At 66.0% G+C, this 16727-nt stretch carries 18 protein-coding genes and 1 tRNA gene; 15 read left to right on the top strand and 4 right to left on the bottom strand.

What is annotated here, in order from left to right; genetic code table 11:
* Nucleotides 1–10: 10 nt before the first annotated feature.
* From ACK8CO_RS12170 to ACK8CO_RS12195, 6 genes are read left to right on the top strand one after another with little or no spacing between them, the layout of a single operon-like run.
* Nucleotides 11–1708: an ATP-binding protein gene (locus ACK8CO_RS12170; RefSeq protein WP_414896794.1), complete on the top strand. Its 1698-nt coding sequence runs from the start codon at nucleotides 11–13 to the stop codon at nucleotides 1706–1708.
* A gap of 34 nt (nucleotides 1709–1742) precedes the next feature.
* Nucleotides 1743–2171 (top strand): HPr kinase/phosphorylase, encoded by a 429-nt coding sequence (locus tag ACK8CO_RS12175; RefSeq protein ID WP_080617583.1) that lies wholly within the window; start codon nucleotides 1743–1745, stop codon nucleotides 2169–2171.
* Nucleotides 2171–3097: an RNase adapter RapZ gene (gene rapZ, locus ACK8CO_RS12180; protein WP_414896795.1), complete on the top strand. Its 927-nt coding sequence runs from the start codon at nucleotides 2171–2173 to the stop codon at nucleotides 3095–3097. Before ACK8CO_RS12175 ends, rapZ begins: the two co-directional genes overlap by 1 nt.
* Complete coding sequence (locus ACK8CO_RS12185) at nucleotides 3094–3486, top strand: PTS sugar transporter subunit IIA (protein WP_080617581.1); 393 nt, start codon at nucleotides 3094–3096, stop codon at nucleotides 3484–3486. Before rapZ ends, ACK8CO_RS12185 begins: the two co-directional genes overlap by 4 nt.
* Before the next feature lie 22 nt (nucleotides 3487–3508).
* Nucleotides 3509–3775, top strand: a complete 267-nt coding sequence (locus ACK8CO_RS12190) for an HPr family phosphocarrier protein (RefSeq protein ID WP_369822796.1) — start codon at nucleotides 3509–3511, stop codon at nucleotides 3773–3775.
* 12 nt (nucleotides 3776–3787) lie between these two features.
* A complete protein-coding gene (locus ACK8CO_RS12195; RefSeq protein WP_080617579.1) occupies nucleotides 3788–4627 on the top strand; it encodes a lysophospholipid acyltransferase family protein in 840 nt (279 codons plus the stop codon).
* 85 nt (nucleotides 4628–4712) lie between these two features.
* Here the strand turns inward: ACK8CO_RS12195 and ACK8CO_RS12200 are convergent, their stop codons facing one another.
* Nucleotides 4713–5588 (bottom strand): 3-hydroxybutyryl-CoA dehydrogenase, encoded by an 876-nt coding sequence (locus ACK8CO_RS12200; protein WP_080617578.1) that lies wholly within the window; start codon nucleotides 5586–5588, stop codon nucleotides 4713–4715.
* Nucleotides 5589–5738: 150 nt separating this feature from the next.
* Here ACK8CO_RS12200 and ACK8CO_RS12205 point away from each other — a divergent pair, with 150 nt between their 5' ends.
* A complete protein-coding gene (locus tag ACK8CO_RS12205) occupies nucleotides 5739–6572 on the top strand; it encodes a DUF6473 family protein (protein ID WP_080617577.1) in 834 nt (277 codons plus the stop codon).
* A 79-nt stretch (nucleotides 6573–6651) separates the two neighbouring features.
* On the opposite strand, the gene ACK8CO_RS12210 is transcribed toward ACK8CO_RS12205, so the two are convergent.
* From ACK8CO_RS12210 to ACK8CO_RS12220, 3 genes are all read right to left on the bottom strand, one after another.
* Entirely contained in the window at nucleotides 6652–7578 is a 927-nt protein-coding gene (locus tag ACK8CO_RS12210; RefSeq protein WP_414896796.1) for an electron transfer flavoprotein subunit alpha/FixB family protein, read from the bottom strand.
* Nucleotide 7579: 1 nt separating this feature from the next.
* Complete coding sequence (locus ACK8CO_RS12215) at nucleotides 7580–8341, bottom strand: electron transfer flavoprotein subunit beta/FixA family protein (RefSeq protein ID WP_414896797.1); 762 nt, start codon at nucleotides 8339–8341, stop codon at nucleotides 7580–7582.
* 199 nt (nucleotides 8342–8540) lie between these two features.
* The gene (locus tag ACK8CO_RS12220; RefSeq protein WP_414896798.1) at nucleotides 8541–9371 is read right to left on the bottom strand and encodes an SDR family NAD(P)-dependent oxidoreductase; all 831 of its coding nucleotides are present in this window, start codon (nucleotides 9369–9371) and stop codon (nucleotides 8541–8543) included.
* A gap of 53 nt (nucleotides 9372–9424) precedes the next feature.
* On the opposite strand from ACK8CO_RS12220, the gene ACK8CO_RS12225 reads away from it, so the two are divergent.
* The 8 genes from ACK8CO_RS12225 to rplA all read left to right on the top strand — a co-directional run bounded on the left by ACK8CO_RS12225 (nucleotide 9425) and on the right by rplA (nucleotide 16699).
* Nucleotides 9425–11728: a DNA topoisomerase IV subunit A gene (locus ACK8CO_RS12225; RefSeq protein WP_414896799.1), complete on the top strand. Its 2304-nt coding sequence runs from the start codon at nucleotides 9425–9427 to the stop codon at nucleotides 11726–11728.
* Between the two features lie 68 nt (nucleotides 11729–11796).
* Entirely contained in the window at nucleotides 11797–12510 is a 714-nt protein-coding gene (locus ACK8CO_RS12230; RefSeq protein WP_414896800.1) for a hypothetical protein, read from the top strand.
* A gap of 88 nt (nucleotides 12511–12598) precedes the next feature.
* Nucleotides 12599–13774 carry an elongation factor Tu gene (gene tuf / locus ACK8CO_RS12235; RefSeq protein ID WP_080617572.1) on the top strand — a complete coding sequence of 392 codons (1176 nt, stop codon included), beginning with the start codon at nucleotides 12599–12601 and terminating at the stop codon, nucleotides 13772–13774.
* A gap of 381 nt (nucleotides 13775–14155) precedes the next feature.
* Nucleotides 14156–14231, top strand: a tRNA-Trp gene (locus ACK8CO_RS12240).
* Nucleotides 14232–14534: 303 nt separating this feature from the next.
* Nucleotides 14535–14726, top strand: a complete 192-nt coding sequence (gene secE, locus ACK8CO_RS12245) for a preprotein translocase subunit SecE (RefSeq protein ID WP_414896801.1) — start codon at nucleotides 14535–14537, stop codon at nucleotides 14724–14726.
* A 173-nt stretch (nucleotides 14727–14899) separates the two neighbouring features.
* Nucleotides 14900–15436 carry a transcription termination/antitermination protein NusG gene (gene nusG / locus ACK8CO_RS12250; RefSeq protein ID WP_080617570.1) on the top strand — a complete coding sequence of 179 codons (537 nt, stop codon included), beginning with the start codon at nucleotides 14900–14902 and terminating at the stop codon, nucleotides 15434–15436.
* Nucleotides 15437–15542: 106 nt separating this feature from the next.
* A complete protein-coding gene (gene rplK / locus ACK8CO_RS12255; protein ID WP_080617569.1) occupies nucleotides 15543–15995 on the top strand; it encodes a 50S ribosomal protein L11 in 453 nt (150 codons plus the stop codon).
* 5 nt (nucleotides 15996–16000) lie between these two features.
* Complete coding sequence (rplA, locus tag ACK8CO_RS12260; protein ID WP_080617568.1) at nucleotides 16001–16699, top strand: 50S ribosomal protein L1; 699 nt, start codon at nucleotides 16001–16003, stop codon at nucleotides 16697–16699.
* Nucleotides 16700–16727 lie beyond the last annotated feature (28 nt).

The raw sequence follows: 16727 nt of genomic DNA on the forward strand, positions 1-16727 counted from the left end.
GGCAGAGCCGGTGCGGGACAGCAAGCGGAGTGCCGATCAGGGGGCCGGGCCCGGGGACGCCCCCGGGCGCAGGGCGGCTGAACCCGACCGTCGGTGCCGTGGCCCGCGGTGTGGCTTCGTTTCGCTGAAGCGCTCGCCGCTGGCGCGGCGGATCATTGCCGCCAACCTTATCGCGCAGATCCTGCTCATCTCTGGCGTGCTGTATCTCAACCCCGCGCGCGACAGCCTGCTCAGCCTGCGCGAAAGCGGCATGGTGGCCGAGACCAATCTGGTAGCTGATGTGTTCGAGGCGCAGGCCCGGTTCGATGACCGGCCCGCCGCCCTTTCGGGCAACGGCCTCGATGTCGATGCTCTACTGACCGGTCTCGAACTTGCGCAGGGGGCCGAGGTCTTCGTGTTCGACAGGGAGCTGAACCTGGTCGGACGTGCCCGCGGCTCTGCCGGGACAGACTGGCCGGTCGGGGAATATGGGGATGACGGTTGGATCACCGTGATCACCGATGCGCTGTATCGTGCCTGGCTTGGCGGACTGTCGCTTTTCGGGCTGGAAAAGGGCGGCGATGCCGAGGGCGATCCTCAGCTGCGGCTGACCGATCAGGTCGCAACCACCCTGATTGACGGGCTGCAGGTCGAGACCGGGGTCGACTCTTCGGGCCGTACGACATTCACCGTCACCGCACAGATCCTTCAGGAGCGGCGGGTGATCGGCGTCGTGGCCATGGTCTCGGCCAGCGGCGAGATCGATCGCCTTGTCCGGATCGAGCGCGAGGAGGTGCTGCAGGTCTTCGTGATCGCGCTTCTGGTTTCGGTTGGCCTCGGTCTGGTTCTTGCCTCGACCATCGCCAATCCGCTTTCCGAGCTCGCGGCCGCCGCCGAGATCGGGCAGAACCGCAATGCACGCTCGATGAGCCCGGGGCGGGTCCGCATCCCCGACCTGACGGCCCGGCCCGATGAAATCGGGCGGCTTTCGGGGGCGCTGCGCGGCATGGTCGCGGCGCTTTACGACCGGATCGACGCCAATGAACAGTTCGCCGCCGATGTCGCACATGAAATCAAGAATCCGCTTGCCAGCCTGCGGTCGGCGACCGGGACGCTTCGGGTGGCCCGGCGCGAGGACCAGCGCGCCAGGCTGCTCGACGTGATCGAACATGACGTACGTCGGCTCGACCGGCTGGTCAGCGATATCTCGAATGCATCCCGGCTGGACAGCGAACTGGTCAAGGAAGAGGAAACGACGGTCGATCTGGTGCGGATGCTGCGCGGTCTTGCGGATCATCTCGGGAAGCAGGCGCGCGAGCGCGGCATCGATTTCATCGCCGACCTGCCACCGGATCCGATCGAGATCCAGGGCCTCGAGGCACGCCTGGCGCAGGTCTTCGTCAACCTCATCACCAATGCGATCTCGTTTTGCGAGGCCGGCGATGCGGTCCGGATCTGGGCGCGCAAACGCGACAATCGGGTGCTGGTCGTGGTCGAGGATACCGGGCCGGGCATTCCCGGACAGGCGCTGACCAAGATCTTCGACCGCTTCTATTCCGAGCGGCCGCCCGGGCAGTTCGGCAATCATTCCGGTCTTGGACTTGCGATCTCGAAACAGATCGTAGAGGCTCATCGCGGTGTGATATGGGCCGAGAACATCCGCCCGACCGAGGCCGACGTCACATCGGAGCAACTGGGCGCCCGCTTCGTTGTCGGCCTTCCGATCTGAGGCCCGACCCTTGCCGGAGAGGCCCGTGACCGCCATGCCCGACGTTCCAAGCCGCATCCTTCACGCCAGTACCGTGGCGCATCGGGGCCGGGCCGTGCTGATCAGCGGAGCCTCCGGCACCGGCAAGTCGGCGCTGGCGCTGCAGCTGATGGCCCTTGGCGCGGAGCTCGTCGCCGATGATCGCACGATCCTGACCCGGGTCGAAAACGGGCTTGTCGCCACCGCGCCCGACACGATTCGCGGGTTGATCGAGGCGCGGAGCGTCGGGCTGCTGCGCGCCGAGGCGGTCGCCTCGGCGCCGGTGGTGCTGGCGGTCGATCTCGATCATTCCGAAACCGAGCGGCTGCCGCCGGTGCGCATGACCGAGATCCTCGGGAAACCGCTGCCCTTGCTTCGCCGGGTGGATCGGCCATATTTTGCCGCAGCCATCCTGCAATACCTTATCGCCGGGCCAAGCGACTGATGTCCAATCCTCTCGAGAACGATCCGCCTGTCCGGCCCCAGCGCATCCTGCTGGTGACCGGGGCCTCCGGTGCGGGGCGCTCGACCGCGCTGGGTGTGCTCGAGGATCTGGGCTTCGAGGCAATCGACAACCTGCCGATATCGCTGATCCCGCGCCTTCTCGATGGTCCGATGCCAGGTCCGTCTCTGGCGCTCGGGGTGGATATTCGCACCCGCGATTTCTCGGCCCAGGCGCTGGCCGACCTGATCCGCGGGCTTTCTGCGGCGCCGGGGCTCGAGGCGGATGTGCTTTACCTCGATTGCCGCCCCGATGTGCTGCTGCGCCGCTTCTCCGAAACCCGGCGGCGTCACCCGATGGCGCCGGCCGAAAGCCCGGCCGAAGGGGTCGCGCGAGAGCTCGATATCCTCGGTCCGATCCGCGAACTTGCCAGCAGTCTGATCGACACGTCCGATCTGACGATCCACGAGTTCCGCGCCGAGATGACCGCGCGCTTCGCCCCGGGTGGCGCGGCGCCGCTTGCGGTCTCGCTGCACTCCTTTTCCTACAAGCGTGGCCTGCCCCTGGGCATCGACACGGCCTTCGATTGCCGCTTTCTGCGCAATCCCTACTGGGACCCGTCGCTTCGGACGCTGGACGGCCGCGATCCGGCGGTGGCGGCCTATGTCGCGGCCGACCCGCGTCATGCCGCCTTTCTCGACCGGATCTGTGACCTCGCCGCGCTTGTGCTGCCCGCGCATCGCGACGAGGGCCGCAGCCATATCTCGATCGGGTTCGGCTGTACCGGAGGGCAACACCGTTCGGTCGCCATGGCCGAGGCCGTGGCAAAACGGCTTGCGGCAACGGAATGGCAAGTGTCTATAAGGCATAGGGAACTGGAGAGGCGGGCACAGGGCGTGCCCGCAATGCGAACGGGAACGGGCGCGTGATCGGAATCGTCATCGTCGCGCATGGGGGCCTGGCCCGGGAATACCTGGCCGCGATGGAGCATGTCGTGGGCCCGCAGCCCGGGATTCGTGCCATCGCGATCGCGCCCGACGATGACCGTGCTGCCAAGCAGGACGAGATCTGCCGTGCCGCCGACGAGGTCGATGAGGGCGGCGGCGTCGTGGTGGTGACCGATATGTTCGGCGGTTCGCCCTCCAACCTCTCGATCCGAGCCTGCGCACCCGGCGATCGGAAAATCCTCTATGGCGCCAACCTGCCGATGCTGATCAAGCTGGCCAAGTCGCGCCGCATGAGTGTCAGCGATGCCACCGCTTCGGCACTGGCGGCCGCGCGCAAATATATTGACAGTTTCGACGCAGGCGGCCTGTGAGGACCCATTGACCAGCAACAGAGTGACACGAACCTTTGAAATCGTGAACGAGAAGGGGCTGCATGCCCGGGCCTCGGCCAAGTTTGTGGAATGCGTCGAGGAACATGACGCAACGGCAGAGGTGTATCGCGACGGGATGAACGCGTCCGGCGATTCCATCATGGGGCTCCTGATGCTCGCGGCTTCGAAAGGCACCGCGATCGAGGTCTCGACCCATGGGCCCGAGGCGCTGAAGCTTGCAGATGCGCTGGAACGGTTGGTCGCGGCCCGGTTCGGCGAAGACATGTAGGGCGGCGCGCGCATGCCTGCCCAGCCCGGGGCCGAGCCGCCCTATGATGCGCGCGAGCTGTCCTATGCCCGCACCTTTCCGGATCCGCTCCGTGCCCAGGCGATCCGGGCCATCGAGATCCTGACCGGCAAGCTCACGCTGCTGCGGCTGGTCCGCAAGTTCGAGGCCGGCGGTGTGCCCCGGGGCCAGGCGTTCTGGCGCCAGGCCCTCGACGTGATGGGCATCCGGGTCGCGACCCCGTCCGAGCAGGTGGCGCGGATCCCGCGCGAGGGGCCGCTGGTGGTCGTGGCGAACCACCCGCATGGGCTGGTCGACGGCATGGTGCTGGCCGAGCTCCTGGGCCGGGTGCGGAGCGATTACAAGATCCTGACCCGCTCGCTCTTGACCGATGTCGGCGAGGTGGCCGAATTCATGATCCCGGTGCCCTTTCCCCATGCCGAGGATGCGCGCGAACGCAATCTCGAGATGCGCCGGGCCGCGATGGACTATCTCGCTCAGGGCGGTGTCGTGGCGCTGTTCCCGGCCGGGGTCGTGGCCTCCTCGCCAACATTCTTCGGTCCCGCGGTCGAGGCCCTCTGGCACCCCTTCACCGCCAAGCTGATCCAGCGCTCGGGTGCACAGGTGCTGCCTGTCCGCTTCCAGGGGCAGAATTCACGCTGGTACCAGATCGCGAACCGGCTGTCGCCGACGCTTCGTCAGGGGTTGTTGCTGCACGAGGTCGTGCATGCGCTGAACAGGCCCCAGGCCCCGGCGGTCGGTGTCCCGATCGGCCGCGACGAGATCGAGCCCTGGGCCCGCGATCCGCGCGGTTTCCTGGCCTGGCTTCGGGCGCGCACCCTGGCGCTGCCCTGAAATCGGGGTTTGCGTCTTCTTCCTGGCAGAAATACCCATGCTGCCCGGGGCTTTCCCTGGCGGCCCCTCGGGGGCAGGGGCCTTCTCAGCGCGTGGGAACCGGCGTCTCACCGCGATAGTCGTAGAACCCGCGATGGGTCTTGCGCCCAAGCCAGCCCGCCTCGACATATTTGGTCAGCAGCGGGCAGGGCCGGTACTTGGTGTCGGCCAGCCCCTCATGCAGCACATTCATGATCGCGAGGCAGGTGTCGAGCCCGATGAAATCCGCCAGTTCGAGCGGCCCCATCGGATGGTTCGCCCCAAGCCGCATCGACTCGTCGATGGATTTTACCGAGCCCACGCCCTCGTAAAGTGTATAGACCGCCTCGTTGATCATCGGCATCAGGATGCGGTTGACGATGAAGGCCGGAAAATCCTCGGCCGAAGCCGCGGTCTTTCCAAGCGTCTCCACCACCTTGAGAAGGGTGTGATAGGTTTCCTCGTCGGTGGCGATGCCCCGGATCAGCTCGACCAGCTGCATCACGGGAACCGGGTTCATGAAGTGGAACCCCATGAATTTCTCTGGCCGGTCGGTGCGGCTGGCAAGGCGGGTGATCGAGATCGAGGAGGTGTTCGAGGTCAGGATGGTGGTCGGCGTCAGGTGCGGCTGAAGCTCTTCGAAAATCGCGGTCTTGACCGCCTCGCGTTCGGTCGCCGCCTCGATGATCAGGTCGGAGGAGCCCAGATCGGTCAGCGCCGTGGTGATCGCGATCCGCCCGAGCGCGTCGCGCTTCTCGGTTTCGGTGATCTTCTCGCGGCTGACCTGGCGATCGAGATTCTTGCCGATAGTGTCCAGTGCCCGGTCCAGCGCGTCGGCCGAAATGTCGTTCAGCCTGACCTCGTACCCCGCCAGCGCGAAGACATGAGCGATCCCGTTGCCCATCTGGCCCGCACCGACAATCCCGACCGTCTTCACGCCCATCAGCTTTCCTCACCCTGTTGGCGGCACCTTGGCCGATGCGGCGCTGCGGCACAAGGGCGACGTTATCCTTAAAATACGAAGCTTAGCGACTTGGAAACACGCCATGCCCAGTCTGGCAGGCGTGAGTCGCGAGGCGCGAGTGGGTGCAAGATGATCTTTGACAATCCGGGCAGCGGATCGCTTGCCTATTTCCCCTGCCGCTACGGCAATTCCAGGCTGGTGTTCCGGGGGCCGAAGCGGTCGCTGGATCAGCCCTATTGTGCCGTGGTGGGCGGCACCGAGACCTATGGCAAGTTCGTACCGAAGCCTTATCCGGCCCTGCTGGAGGAGGCGACCGGGCTGCAGATGGTCAATCTCGGCTGTAACAATGCCGGGCTCGACGTCTTCCTCAACGACGTCTCCCTGATGGATGTGGTCGCCGGGGCGCGGGTCACGATCATTCAGGCCCTCGGCGCGCATAACATGTCGAACCGGTTCTACGTCGTGCATCCGCGCCGGAACGACCGGTTCCTGCGCGCCTCGGCGATGCTGAAGGCGCTTTATCCCGGCGTCGATTTCACCGAATTCCATTTCACCCGCCACATGCTGAGCGTGCTGAGGCAGAAATCGCCCTCGTCCTTCGAGATCGTGGTAGCCGAGCTGCAGATGGCCTGGCAGGCGCGGATGCGCAAGCTGGCGGGGCGGATGCCCGGCGACAAGATATTGCTGTGGCTGCCGGGGCGGACCCCGGGAGAGGTCTCCTCCTGTGACGGTCTGGGCAAGGACCCGCTCTTCGTGACCCGGCATATGCTGGATACGGTACGGTCTTATTTCACCCGGGTCGTCGAATTCGAGCCGAGCCCGGACGCGCTGGCCCGCGGCGCCGAGGGCATGGTGCATGGCGAAGCGGATGAGGTGGCGGCTGCCTCGCTGCCGGGGCCTGCGGTGCATGAGGAACTGGCCGGGGTGCTGAGCGCGACGCTGCACGAGCTTCAGGCGATCTGATCCTGTCCCCACAGCTTCATGCGTCGAAAAAGGCCCGCCGGTGGGTGCCGGCGGGCCTCGTGATGCGTTCGGCGCTTCCTCAGAGCTTGGCGGTCAGCTCGGGCAAGGCGTCGAAGAGATCGGCGACGAGGCCGTAATCGGCGACCTGGAAGATCGGTGCTTCCTCGTCCTTGTTGATGGCGACGATGACCTTCGAATCCTTCATCCCCGCGAGGTGCTGGATCGCGCCGGAAATGCCCACCGCGATATAAAGCTCGGGGGCCACCACCTTGCCGGTCTGTCCGACCTGCCAGTCATTCGGAGCAAAACCGCTGTCGACGGCGGCACGCGAGGCCCCGACCGCTGCGCCCAGCTTGTCGGCCAGCGTTTCGATCAGCTTGAAGTTCTCTTCCGAGCCGACACCGCGCCCGCCCGAGACGATCACGCCGGCCGAGGTCAGTTCGGGGCGGTCGCTCTTGGCGGCGATGTCGGACAGCCATTCCGAAAGCGCCGGGTTGCCCGCGCTGGCCACATCCTCGACGGGCGCGCCCGCCGCCTCGCCAGCCGCATCGAAGGTCGATGTGCGGATCGTCAGCACTTTCTTGGCGTCGACGGATTTCACCGTCTGGATCGCGTTGCCCGCATAGATCGGGCGGTCGAAAGTGTCGGCATCGACCACGCCCACGACATCCGAGATCACCATCACGTCGAGCAGCGCGGCGACGCGCGGCATGATGTTCTTGGCATCGGTGGTGGCCGGTGCAACGATGTGGTCATACTCTCCGGCCAGAGACACGATCAGATCGGCGGTGGGCTCGGCCAGACGGTGGCCGTAGATCGCATCCTCGGCGACCAGAACCCTGGCCACGCCCTCGATCTTCGCGGCGGCCTCGCCCGCGGCCTTGGCATGTTCGCCGACGCAAAGCGCGGTCACCTCGCCCAGGGTCTTCGCGGCAGTCACGGCCTTGGCGGTCGCGTCAAGCTGCAACGCGCCCCCGGTGACTTCGGCAAGCAGAAGAACGGCCATCTCAGAGCACCCCCGCTTCGTCTTTCAGTTTCGTCAGAAGCTCGTCCACCGAGGCCACCATGACGCCGGCCTTGCGTTCGCGCGGCTCGGCGGTCTTCAGCACGGTCAGGCGCGGCGCGGTGTCGACGCCGTAATCGGCGGGCGTCTTCTCGTCGAGCGGCTTCTTCTTGGCCTTCATGATGTTGGGCAGCGAGGCATAGCGCGGCTCGTTGAGGCGCAGATCGACCGAAACGATGGCCGGCAGCTTGACCTTGATGGTCTGCAGGCCCCCATCGACCTCGCGGGTGACCTCGGCGCTGTCGCCGTCGATCTCGAGCTTGGAGGCGAAGGTGCCCTGGCTCCAGCCCAGAAGCGCCGACAGCATCTGGCCGGTCGCGTTCATGTCGTTGTCGATCGCCTGCTTGCCGCAAAGCACCAGCCCGGGTTGTTCCTCGTCGACCACCGCCTTGAGGATCTTGGCCACCGCCAGCGGTTCGATATCGTCATGGATGTCCTCGGCCGCGACCACCAGGATCGCACGGTCGGCGCCCATGGCCAGAGCGGTGCGCAGGGTTTCTTGGGCCTGCTTGACCCCGATAGAGACCGCGACGATCTCGGTGACCTTGCCCTTTTCCTTCAGGCGGATCGCCTCCTCGACGGCAATCTCGTCGAAGGGGTTCATCGACATCTTGACGTTGGCGAGATCGACCCCCGTTCCGTCCGCCTTCACGCGGACCTTCACGTTGTAGTCGATCACCCGCTTAACAGGCACAATGACCTTCATCGGCGTGTGTCTCCCTTGCAGTCACGCCCCGCTCATCGGGGCAAGTCAATGGTTCCGGAGAGTGTTAGCGGGTCTGAAACCGACGGAACAGACAAAAAGCGTCGAGAAAGTATATTTCGCCGCATGGTGCTGCCGAGGGCGTTTTGTTTCTCTCGGGGGCAGGGGCGGGCGCCGGGGCGTTCGGGTTTGCCCGGGCCGCCTATCCCTTGTCGATCAGCCAGTCGAGCGCGGCAGTCGGCAGCAGGCGCCGCGCGAGATTCATCAGATGGGTGGGCGCGGTCACGAAATAGCGCGGCTTCGGGCGCGGCGATTCCAGCGCATGGATCAGCTTGCGGCTGACCGCCGAGGGCGGCAATTCGAAAAAGTCGCGGCCGCGATCCTCGTAAAGCCGTGTCAGCAGCGAATTGCGGTACTGTTCGGCCCGGGCACTGTTCTGCCAGTCGATCCAGCGTTCGAAATGCGGGATCGAGTTCACCCGGATTTTCGACGTGATCGGGCCGGGCTCGATCAGGATCACCCGGATCGGCGTGTCCCGCATCTCGAGCCGCAGCGTGTCGGTCAGCCCTTCCAGCGCGTATTTCGTCGCCGAATAGGCGCCGCGCCATTTCAGCGGGACGAGGCCCAGGACCGATGAGCAGGTGACGATCCGGCCATGCCCCTGCGCCCGCATCGCGGGAATGACCCGCCGGGTGAGGTCATGGACCCCGAAGAGATTGGTCTCGAAGATCTCGCGCAATGCGGCACGGGGCAGATCCTCGACCGCGCCCGGGCAGGCGAAGGCGCCGTTATTGTATAGTGCGTCGAGCTGGCCGCCGGTGCGCGACAGAACTGCGTCGAGGGCCCCGGCGATGCTGTCCTCGCTGGCGTAATCGAGCGGAAAGCTCTCGAGCCCCTCGGCGGCGAGCCGGTCGCAATCGGCCTCCTGCCGGCAGGTGGCGAAGACCCGCCATCCGCGCGCTTTCAGGGCATGGGCGGCGTCATGGCCGATGCCCGAGGCGCATCCCGTGATCAGAACCGACTTTCCTGTCATTGCCCGCGCACTCGCCTCTGGACCCTTTTCAGGCTCCGCTTTACACAGCCGCCATGTCAGACGCCACCGAAGACCCGAAGCACGACGCCCTGTCCGAACCGCTGCGCCGCGCCATCGGCGACCGGTACCTGACCTATGCGCTGTCGACGATCATGGACCGGGCACTGCCCGACGCCCGGGACGGGATGAAGCCCGTGCACCGGCGCATCCTGTTCGCGATGCGCGAGCTCAGGCTGACCGCGACCGGGGGCTTCCGGAAATCTGCCAAGATCTCGGGTGACGTGATGGGCAACTATCACCCCCATGGCGATGCCGCGATCTACGATGCGATGGCGCGTCTGGCGCAGGATTTCAACGTCCGCTACCCGCTGGTGGACGGTCAGGGGAACTTCGGCAATATCGACGGCGACAACCCGGCCGCCAGCCGCTATACCGAGGCCCGGCTGACCGCCGCCGCCGAGGCCCTGATGGAGGGGCTGTCGGAAAACGCGGTCGATTTCCGGCCCAATTATGACGGCACCCTCGAAGAGCCCGTGGTGCTGCCCGCGGCCTTCCCGAACCTTCTGGCGAATGGCTCGAGCGGCATCGCCGTCGGCATGGCGACGAATATTCCGCCGCATAATATCGACGATCTGGTCGGCGCCTGCCTGCATCTGATCAGGGCGCCCGACGCGCAGGACGACACCCTCCTGCAATATGTGCCGGGGCCCGATTTCCCGACCGGCGGCGTCATCGTCGAGCCGAAGGACAGCATCGCCCAGGCCTACCGGACCGGACGCGGCAGCTTCCGGCTGCGTGCCCGGTGGGAGGTCGAGGATCTGGGCCGCGGCCAGTGGCAGGTGGTGGTTTCTGAGATCCCCTATCAGGTGCAGAAATCCAAGCTGATCGAGCGCATTGCCGACCTGATCCAGACCAAGAAGATCCCGATCCTGGGCGATGTCCGGGACGAGAGCGCCGAGGATGTCCGGCTGGTGCTCGAGCCGAAGTCGCGCAATGTCGATCCCGAAGTGCTGATGGGCACGTTGTTCCGGAACTCGGATCTTGAGATCCGCTTCAGCCTGAACATGAACGTGCTGATCGACGGCCGTACGCCCAAGGTCTGTTCGCTCAAGGAGGTGCTGCGCGCCTTCCTCGATCACCGGCGCGAGGTGCTGCTCCGGCGTTCGCAGCACCGGCTGGACAAGATCGACCACCGGCTCGAGGTGCTGGCGGGGCTGCTGATCGCCTTCCTCAATCTCGACCGGGTGATCGACATCATCCGCTATGACGACGAGCCCAAGGCCGCGCTGATGGCCGAGGACTGGACGCGGCCCCATGCCAAGGCGATGTCCGAACGCGACTATGTCTCGCCGCTGCCGGCGTCGGGGCCGGGCGGGCTCACCGATGTGCAGGCCGAGGCGATCCTCAACATGCGGCTGCGCTCGCTGCGCCGGCTCGAGGAGATGGAGCTGACCGCCGAGCGCGACCGGCTGACCGAGGAGCGTGCGGGGCTTCTCGACCTGCTGGGGCAGGAGGAGCTTCAGTGGAAGCGGATCGCCGAAGAGCTGCGCGAGGTGCGCAAGACCTTCGGGGCCAGGGCGCCGGGGGGCGCGCGCCGGACGGTGTTCGCCGAAGCCGCCGAGGTGGCCGATGTGCCGATCGAGGCGATGATCGAGCGCGAGCCGGTGACGGTGGTCTGCTCGAAGATGGGCTGGATCCGGGCGATGAAGGGCCATCTGGCCGACGGCTCGGCGCTGAAGTTCAAGGATGGCGACGAGGGCCGCTTCCTGATCCATGCCGAGACCACCGACAGGCTGATCCTCTTTGGCGCCAACGGGCGGTTCTACACCCTGCCTGTGGTGCAGCTTCCGGGCGGGCGCGGCATGGGAGAGCCGGTCCGGCTGATGGTCGATCTGCCCAATGAAAGCGAGATCGTCGCGCTGTTCATCCACCGTCCCGGCGAAAAGCTTCTGGTGGCCTCCAGCGCGGGCGACGGATTCCTGGTCGCCGCCGATGATGTGCTGGCCCAGACCCGGACGGGCAAGCAGGCGCTCAATGTCAGGGCCCCGGCCGTGGCGCGGGTCTGCGTACCGGTGCGCGGCGATCACGTCGCCTGCGTGGGGCAGAACCGCAAGGTGCTGGTCTTCCCGCTGGAGGAGCTGCCCGAGATGGGGCGCGGCAAGGGCGTGCGGCTGCAGAAATACAAGGATGGCGGGCTTGTGGATGCCACCACCTTCACCCTGGCCGACGGGCTCAGCTGGCACGATCCGGCCGGGCGGACCCGCACCGAGACCGACCTGACCGAATGGCTGGGCAAGCGCGCGGGCAGTGGCCGGATGGCGCCGCGCGGCTTTCCGAGAGATAACCGTTTTACCTGAGCGCGGGCGTTGCGCGACGGCCTTCACCGGGCTATCCCCTGAGGATCTGCCAAAGCTTGAGGAACCACATGCGCGGCCCGTTCACGACCCTTCGGCTCCTCCTGTTCGTCGCCGGTCTGGTGCTTGTCGCCGGCTGTGCCGCGAAGGACGATATCGACGAGCCGCCAGTGCCGCTGGGCGATTTCCGGCTGGGCTATGCCATCGTCGTGGCGAAGAATGCCAAGGACATTCCGCCCTCGCGCCAGGCGACCGCGGAAGAGTGGGAGACGGTGCTGAAGGAAGAGTTGCAGCGCCGTTTCGGTCGCTATGACGGCGACAGGATCTACCATCTCGGGATTGCCGTCGACGGCTACGCACTGGCCGTTCCGGGCGTGCCGGTGATCCTGGCGCCGAAATCGATGCTGGTGGTCTCGGCCAATCTCTGGGACGACGCGGCGGGCAGGAAGCTCAATGCCGAGTCCGAGCAGCTCTCGGTCGGCGAGGGGCTGAACGGGGCCACACTGGTCGGGACCGGGTTGATCCGCAGCAGGGACGAGCAGATGCGCGCGCTGGCCCGCAACGCCGCCAAGCGGATCGAGCGCTGGCTGGTCGAGCATCGCGAGGAGTGGCTGCACTACGATCCGGAGGCCGCACCACCGCTCGATGCGATGGCCGGAACCGCATCGGAGGAGGCCTCCGCCCCGGCGTCCGTTCCGGCTGCAGAGGTCGTTACGACCCCCCTCGATTCCGCGGCCGGGCAGGGCGCCCAGCAGCCCGGCCGGGACCCGTCCCGGGCGAACTGACGCTTGATTTCCGGCGTGCCAGAGACTAGAGAGCGCGCGATGTTGAATCGGGCCCGGAGGCGGCCCCCTAATCCATGAGGCGCCCAAGATGGGTAAGGCAAAGTTCGAACGGACGAAACCGCACGTTAACATCGGCACGATCGGCCACGTTGACCACGGCAAGACGACGCTGACGGCTGCGATCACGAAGTATTTCGGCGATTTCAAGGCCTATGACCAGATCGACGGTGCGCCCGAGGAAAAAGCGCGCGGGATCACGATCTCGACGGCGCATGTGGAATACGAGACCGAGGCGCGTCACTACGCCCACGTCGACTGCCCCGGCCACGCCGACTATGTGAAGAACATGATCACCGGTGCCGCCCAGATGGACGGCGCGATCCTGGTGGTGAACGCGGCTGACGGCCCGATGCCGCAGACCCGCGAGCACATCCTGCTGGCCCGTCAGGTCGGCGTGCCGGCTCTGGTCGTGTTCATGAACAAGGTCGACCAGGTGGACGATGCCGAGCTTCTGGAGCTCGTCGAGATGGAGATCCGCGAGCTTCTGTCGAGCTACGACTTCCCCGGCGACGACATCCCGATCATCTCGGGCTCGGCGCTTGCGGCGATGGAAGGCCGCGACCCGGAAATCGGCGAGAACAAGATCCGCGAGCTGATGGCTGCGGTCGACGAGTTCATCCCGACCCCGGAACGTCCGGTCGACCAGCCCTTCCTGATGCCGATCGAGGACGTGTTCTCGATCTCGGGCCGCGGCACCGTGGTGACCGGCCGTGTCGAGCGTGGCGTGGTGAATGTGGGCGACGAGCTTGAAATCGTCGGCATCCGCGACACCAAGAAAACCACCTGCACCGGTGTCGAGATGTTCCGCAAGCTGCTGGACCGCGGCGAGGCCGGTGACAATATCGGCGCGCTGCTGCGCGGCATCGACCGCGACCAGGTCGAGCGTGGCCAGGTTCTGTGCAAGCCCGGCTCGGTGACGCCGCATACGGTGTTCGAGGCCGAGGCCTACATCCTGACCAAGGAAGAGGGTGGCCGTCACACGCCGTTCTTCGCGAACTACCGTCCGCAGTTCTACTTCCGCACGACGGACGTGACCGGGACGGTCGAACTTCCCGAAGGCACCGAGATGGTGATGCCGGGCGACAACCTGAAGTTCAAGGTCGAGCTGATCGCCCCGATCGCGATGGAAGAGAAGCTCCGCTTCGCCATCCGTGAAGGCGGCCGCACCGTCGGCGCCGGCGTCGTCTCGAAAATCCTGAAGTGATCTGTCTCGCCTGAGCGCGAGCCGGGGCCGCCCTTCGGGGCGGCCCTTTTTCATTGGCCCGAGGCTTTGCGATATCTTCCAGCCTGAATCGGATGAGCGGATGTGTCCGGCCATGCGCGTCCGGGCGAAGGGGTGCATCTGGTCCCGGCTCGGGCGCGGGGGGGGGAATCGGTTGTTCGTCAAGCGGCTCCGGATCGCGCCAGCAGCGGCCCTGACATCGTCGCCCGCGCCTTTCCCGGACGGTCCTGGGGCGGGAGCCTCGCTGTGGCCCGGTCGCGTTTCTGCCGGGCGATTGGCTGCGGCGCTTTCGCGAAACCCGCGGCCGGTGCAAAAACCGCTCTTGATTCCCGCTGCCGCATATTCTAATCGGGCGCACGGCCTAGGGGTGTAGCTCAGTTGGTAGAGCATCGGTCTCCAAAACCGAGGGTCGGGGGTTCGAGCCCCTCCGCCCCTGCCAGGCCGCTTCCCGACAATTCGTCCAGCGGGTGTTCCCGTCGGGCCAGCTGGGCAAGTGTCACCTTCCGGTGGTCGCCCGCCTGCATGGCTGCGCCCTGCGCCTCCGGGGCTGCCCTGGACGGATGTGCGCCGTTCCGGAGTAGTTCGCGCGACTTGAGGTCAGGGCGGGGATGCGGCCGCCTGGTGAGCGTGCCGGAAGCGCCGGGCGCGGCGGTGGGGCGAACGGCCCTGTGGCGCCCTTGCAAACCGATGCCCAAGCGCGTATCTCGGCCCGGTTAACAGGCAGAACGGACCCCGCAGGCCCATGGCGAACCCTCTTCAGTTCATTCAGCAGACCCGCTCGGAAATCTCGAAGGTGGTCTGGCCGACCCGGCGCGAGGTGTTCCTGACCACGATCATGGTTTTCGCGATGGCCACGGTGATGGCCGTGTTCTTCTTTCTTGTCGACTGGCTGATCAGGGTCGGTCTGCAGGCGCTGCTCGCGTTTTTCGGTTGAGGTCGGGGCCGTCGCTGCGCGCCGGGCTTGAAACCGGACGGCTGGGGCGGTAAGGCCTACGCACTTTTCCGGGCGCCGGCGTGCATCGATTCGGGTTGCGCGCTGTTTTTTGTTCCGGACAACGCAGAATTATCGCGGCCCGAACGGCCGACGGACACGAGGTAACGGTCAACATGGCGAAGCGGTGGTATTCGGTTAGCGTTCTCTCGAACTTCGAGAAGAAGGTTGCCGAACAGATCAAGCAAGCCGTGGCGGATGCCGGTCTCGAGGAAGAGATCGACGAAGTCCTGGTGCCGACGGAAGAGGTCATCGAGATCCGGCGCGGCAAGAAGGTGACGACCGAGCGGCGCTTCATGCCCGGCTATGTGCTGGTGCGCATGGAGATGACGGATCGCGGCTACCACCTCGTCACGCAGATCAACCGGGTGACCGGGTTCCTCGGGCCGCAGGGCAAGCCGATGCCGATGCGCGACGAGGAAGTGAACCAGGTTCTCAACCGGGCCGAGGAAGGCGAGGCGCAACCGCGTTCGCTGATCACCTTCGAGATCGGCGAGAACGTGACCGTGACCGACGGTCCCTTCGAGGGCTTCTCGGGCATGGTCGAGGAAGTGGATGACGACAACCAGCGCCTCAAGGTGACGGTGTCGATCTTCGGCCGGGCGACCCCGGTCGAGTTGGAATTCGCTCAGGTGTCCAAGGGGCAGCTCTGACGCGGATCCTGTGGGAGGCGAGCGGGCGCGCCCGCGGACCGCACCACTAAACCGAAGCGCCGCCCTCGCGAGGGGTCCGGCGCGGTGAATGGAAGGAGATGGCCAGATGGCCAAGAAGGTAATCGGGAAGCTCAAGCTTCAGGTGAAGGCGGGTCAGGCGAACCCGTCGCCGCCAGTCGGTCCCGCGCTCGGTCAGCGCGGCATCAACATCATGGAATTCTGCAAGGCGTTCAACGCCAAGACCCAGGACATGGAGCCCGGTGCGCCGTGCCCGACGGTCATCACCTACTACCAGGACAAGTCCTTCTCGATGGACATCAAGACGCCCCCGGCGTCTTACTACCTCAAGAAGGCGGCGGGCCTGAAGCCGGTCGGCAAGCGGAACCGTCCGAAAGGCTCGGAAAAGCCCGGTCGCGAGACTGCCGGCACCGTGACCGTCGCCCAGGTGCGCGAGATCGCCGAAGCGAAGATGAAGGATCTGAACGCCAGCGATGTCGAGGGCGCGATGCAGATCATCCTGGGGTCGGCCCGCTCGATGGGCATCGAGGTTAAGGGGTAAGCGCAATGGCGAAACATGGGAAACGTGTCCGCGCCGCGCGGGAAGCCTTTGCCGGCAAGGAAAACCTGTCGGTCGAGGAGGCGGTGAGCCTCGTCAAGGAAAACGCCTCGGCCAAGTTCGACGAGACGCTGGAAATCGCGCTGAATCTCGGCGTCGATCCGCGCCATGCCGACCAGATGGTCCGTGGCGTCGTCACCCTGCCGAACGGCACCGGCAAGACCGTGCGTGTGGCGGTCTTCGCCCGCGGCGCCAAGGCCGATGAGGCCAAGGCCGCTGGCGCCGATATCGTCGGGGCCGAGGATCTGATGGAGACCATTCAGGGCGGCGCGATCGAGTTCGATCGCTGCATCGCGACCCCGGACATGATGCCGATCGTCGGTCGTCTGGGCAAGATCCTGGGTCCCCGCAACCTGATGCCGAACCCCAAGGTCGGCACCGTCACCATGGATGTCGCCTCTGCGGTTCAGGCCGCCAAGGGCGGTGAGGTCCAGTTCCGGGTCGAGAAGGCGGGCGTGATTCATGCCGGCGTCGGCAAGGCCTCGTTCGATGCCGCCAAGCTGGCCGAGAACGTGCGCGCCTTCGTCGATGCCGTGGTCAAGGCCAAGCCGGCCGGCGCCAAGGGCACCTACATGAAGAAGGTGAGCCTCAGCTCGACCATGGGCCCGGGCGTGTCGGTCGACGTGACCTCGGCAACTGGCAATTGATCTGGGGCAGGTGAACCCCTATCCTAGA

Source organism: Rhodovulum sp. HP10 (genome assembly GCF_047553435.1).
Lineage (GTDB): Bacteria > Pseudomonadota > Alphaproteobacteria > Rhodobacterales > Rhodobacteraceae > Rhodovulum.

Excerpts from the sequence above, each read along its gene's own strand:
- rplA (WP_080617568.1), top strand. The coding sequence starts at position 16,001 with ATGGCGAAACATGGGAAACGTGTCCGCGCCGCGCGGGAAGCCTTTGCC.
- nusG (WP_080617570.1), top strand. The coding sequence starts at position 14,900 with ATGGCGAAGCGGTGGTATTCGGTTAGCGTTCTCTCGAACTTCGAGAAG.
- ACK8CO_RS12210 (WP_414896796.1), bottom strand. The coding sequence starts at position 7,578 with ATGGCCGTTCTTCTGCTTGCCGAAGTCACCGGGGGCGCGTTGCAGCTT.
- tuf (WP_080617572.1), top strand. The coding sequence starts at position 12,599 with ATGGGTAAGGCAAAGTTCGAACGGACGAAACCGCACGTTAACATCGGC.
- ACK8CO_RS12225 (WP_414896799.1), top strand. The coding sequence starts at position 9,425 with ATGTCAGACGCCACCGAAGACCCGAAGCACGACGCCCTGTCCGAACCG.
- secE (WP_414896801.1), top strand. The coding sequence starts at position 14,535 with ATGGCGAACCCTCTTCAGTTCATTCAGCAGACCCGCTCGGAAATCTCG.
- ACK8CO_RS12200 (WP_080617578.1), bottom strand. The coding sequence starts at position 5,588 with ATGGGCGTGAAGACGGTCGGGATTGTCGGTGCGGGCCAGATGGGCAAC.
- rplK (WP_080617569.1), top strand. The coding sequence starts at position 15,543 with ATGGCCAAGAAGGTAATCGGGAAGCTCAAGCTTCAGGTGAAGGCGGGT.
- ACK8CO_RS12195 (WP_080617579.1), top strand. The coding sequence starts at position 3,788 with ATGCCTGCCCAGCCCGGGGCCGAGCCGCCCTATGATGCGCGCGAGCTG.
- ACK8CO_RS12230 (WP_414896800.1), top strand. The coding sequence starts at position 11,797 with ATGCGCGGCCCGTTCACGACCCTTCGGCTCCTCCTGTTCGTCGCCGGT.
- ACK8CO_RS12220 (WP_414896798.1), bottom strand. The coding sequence starts at position 9,371 with ATGACAGGAAAGTCGGTTCTGATCACGGGATGCGCCTCGGGCATCGGC.
- ACK8CO_RS12215 (WP_414896797.1), bottom strand. The coding sequence starts at position 8,341 with ATGAAGGTCATTGTGCCTGTTAAGCGGGTGATCGACTACAACGTGAAG.
- rapZ (WP_414896795.1), top strand. The coding sequence starts at position 2,171 with ATGTCCAATCCTCTCGAGAACGATCCGCCTGTCCGGCCCCAGCGCATC.
- ACK8CO_RS12205 (WP_080617577.1), top strand. The coding sequence starts at position 5,739 with ATGATCTTTGACAATCCGGGCAGCGGATCGCTTGCCTATTTCCCCTGC.
- ACK8CO_RS12175 (WP_080617583.1), top strand. The coding sequence starts at position 1,743 with ATGCCCGACGTTCCAAGCCGCATCCTTCACGCCAGTACCGTGGCGCAT.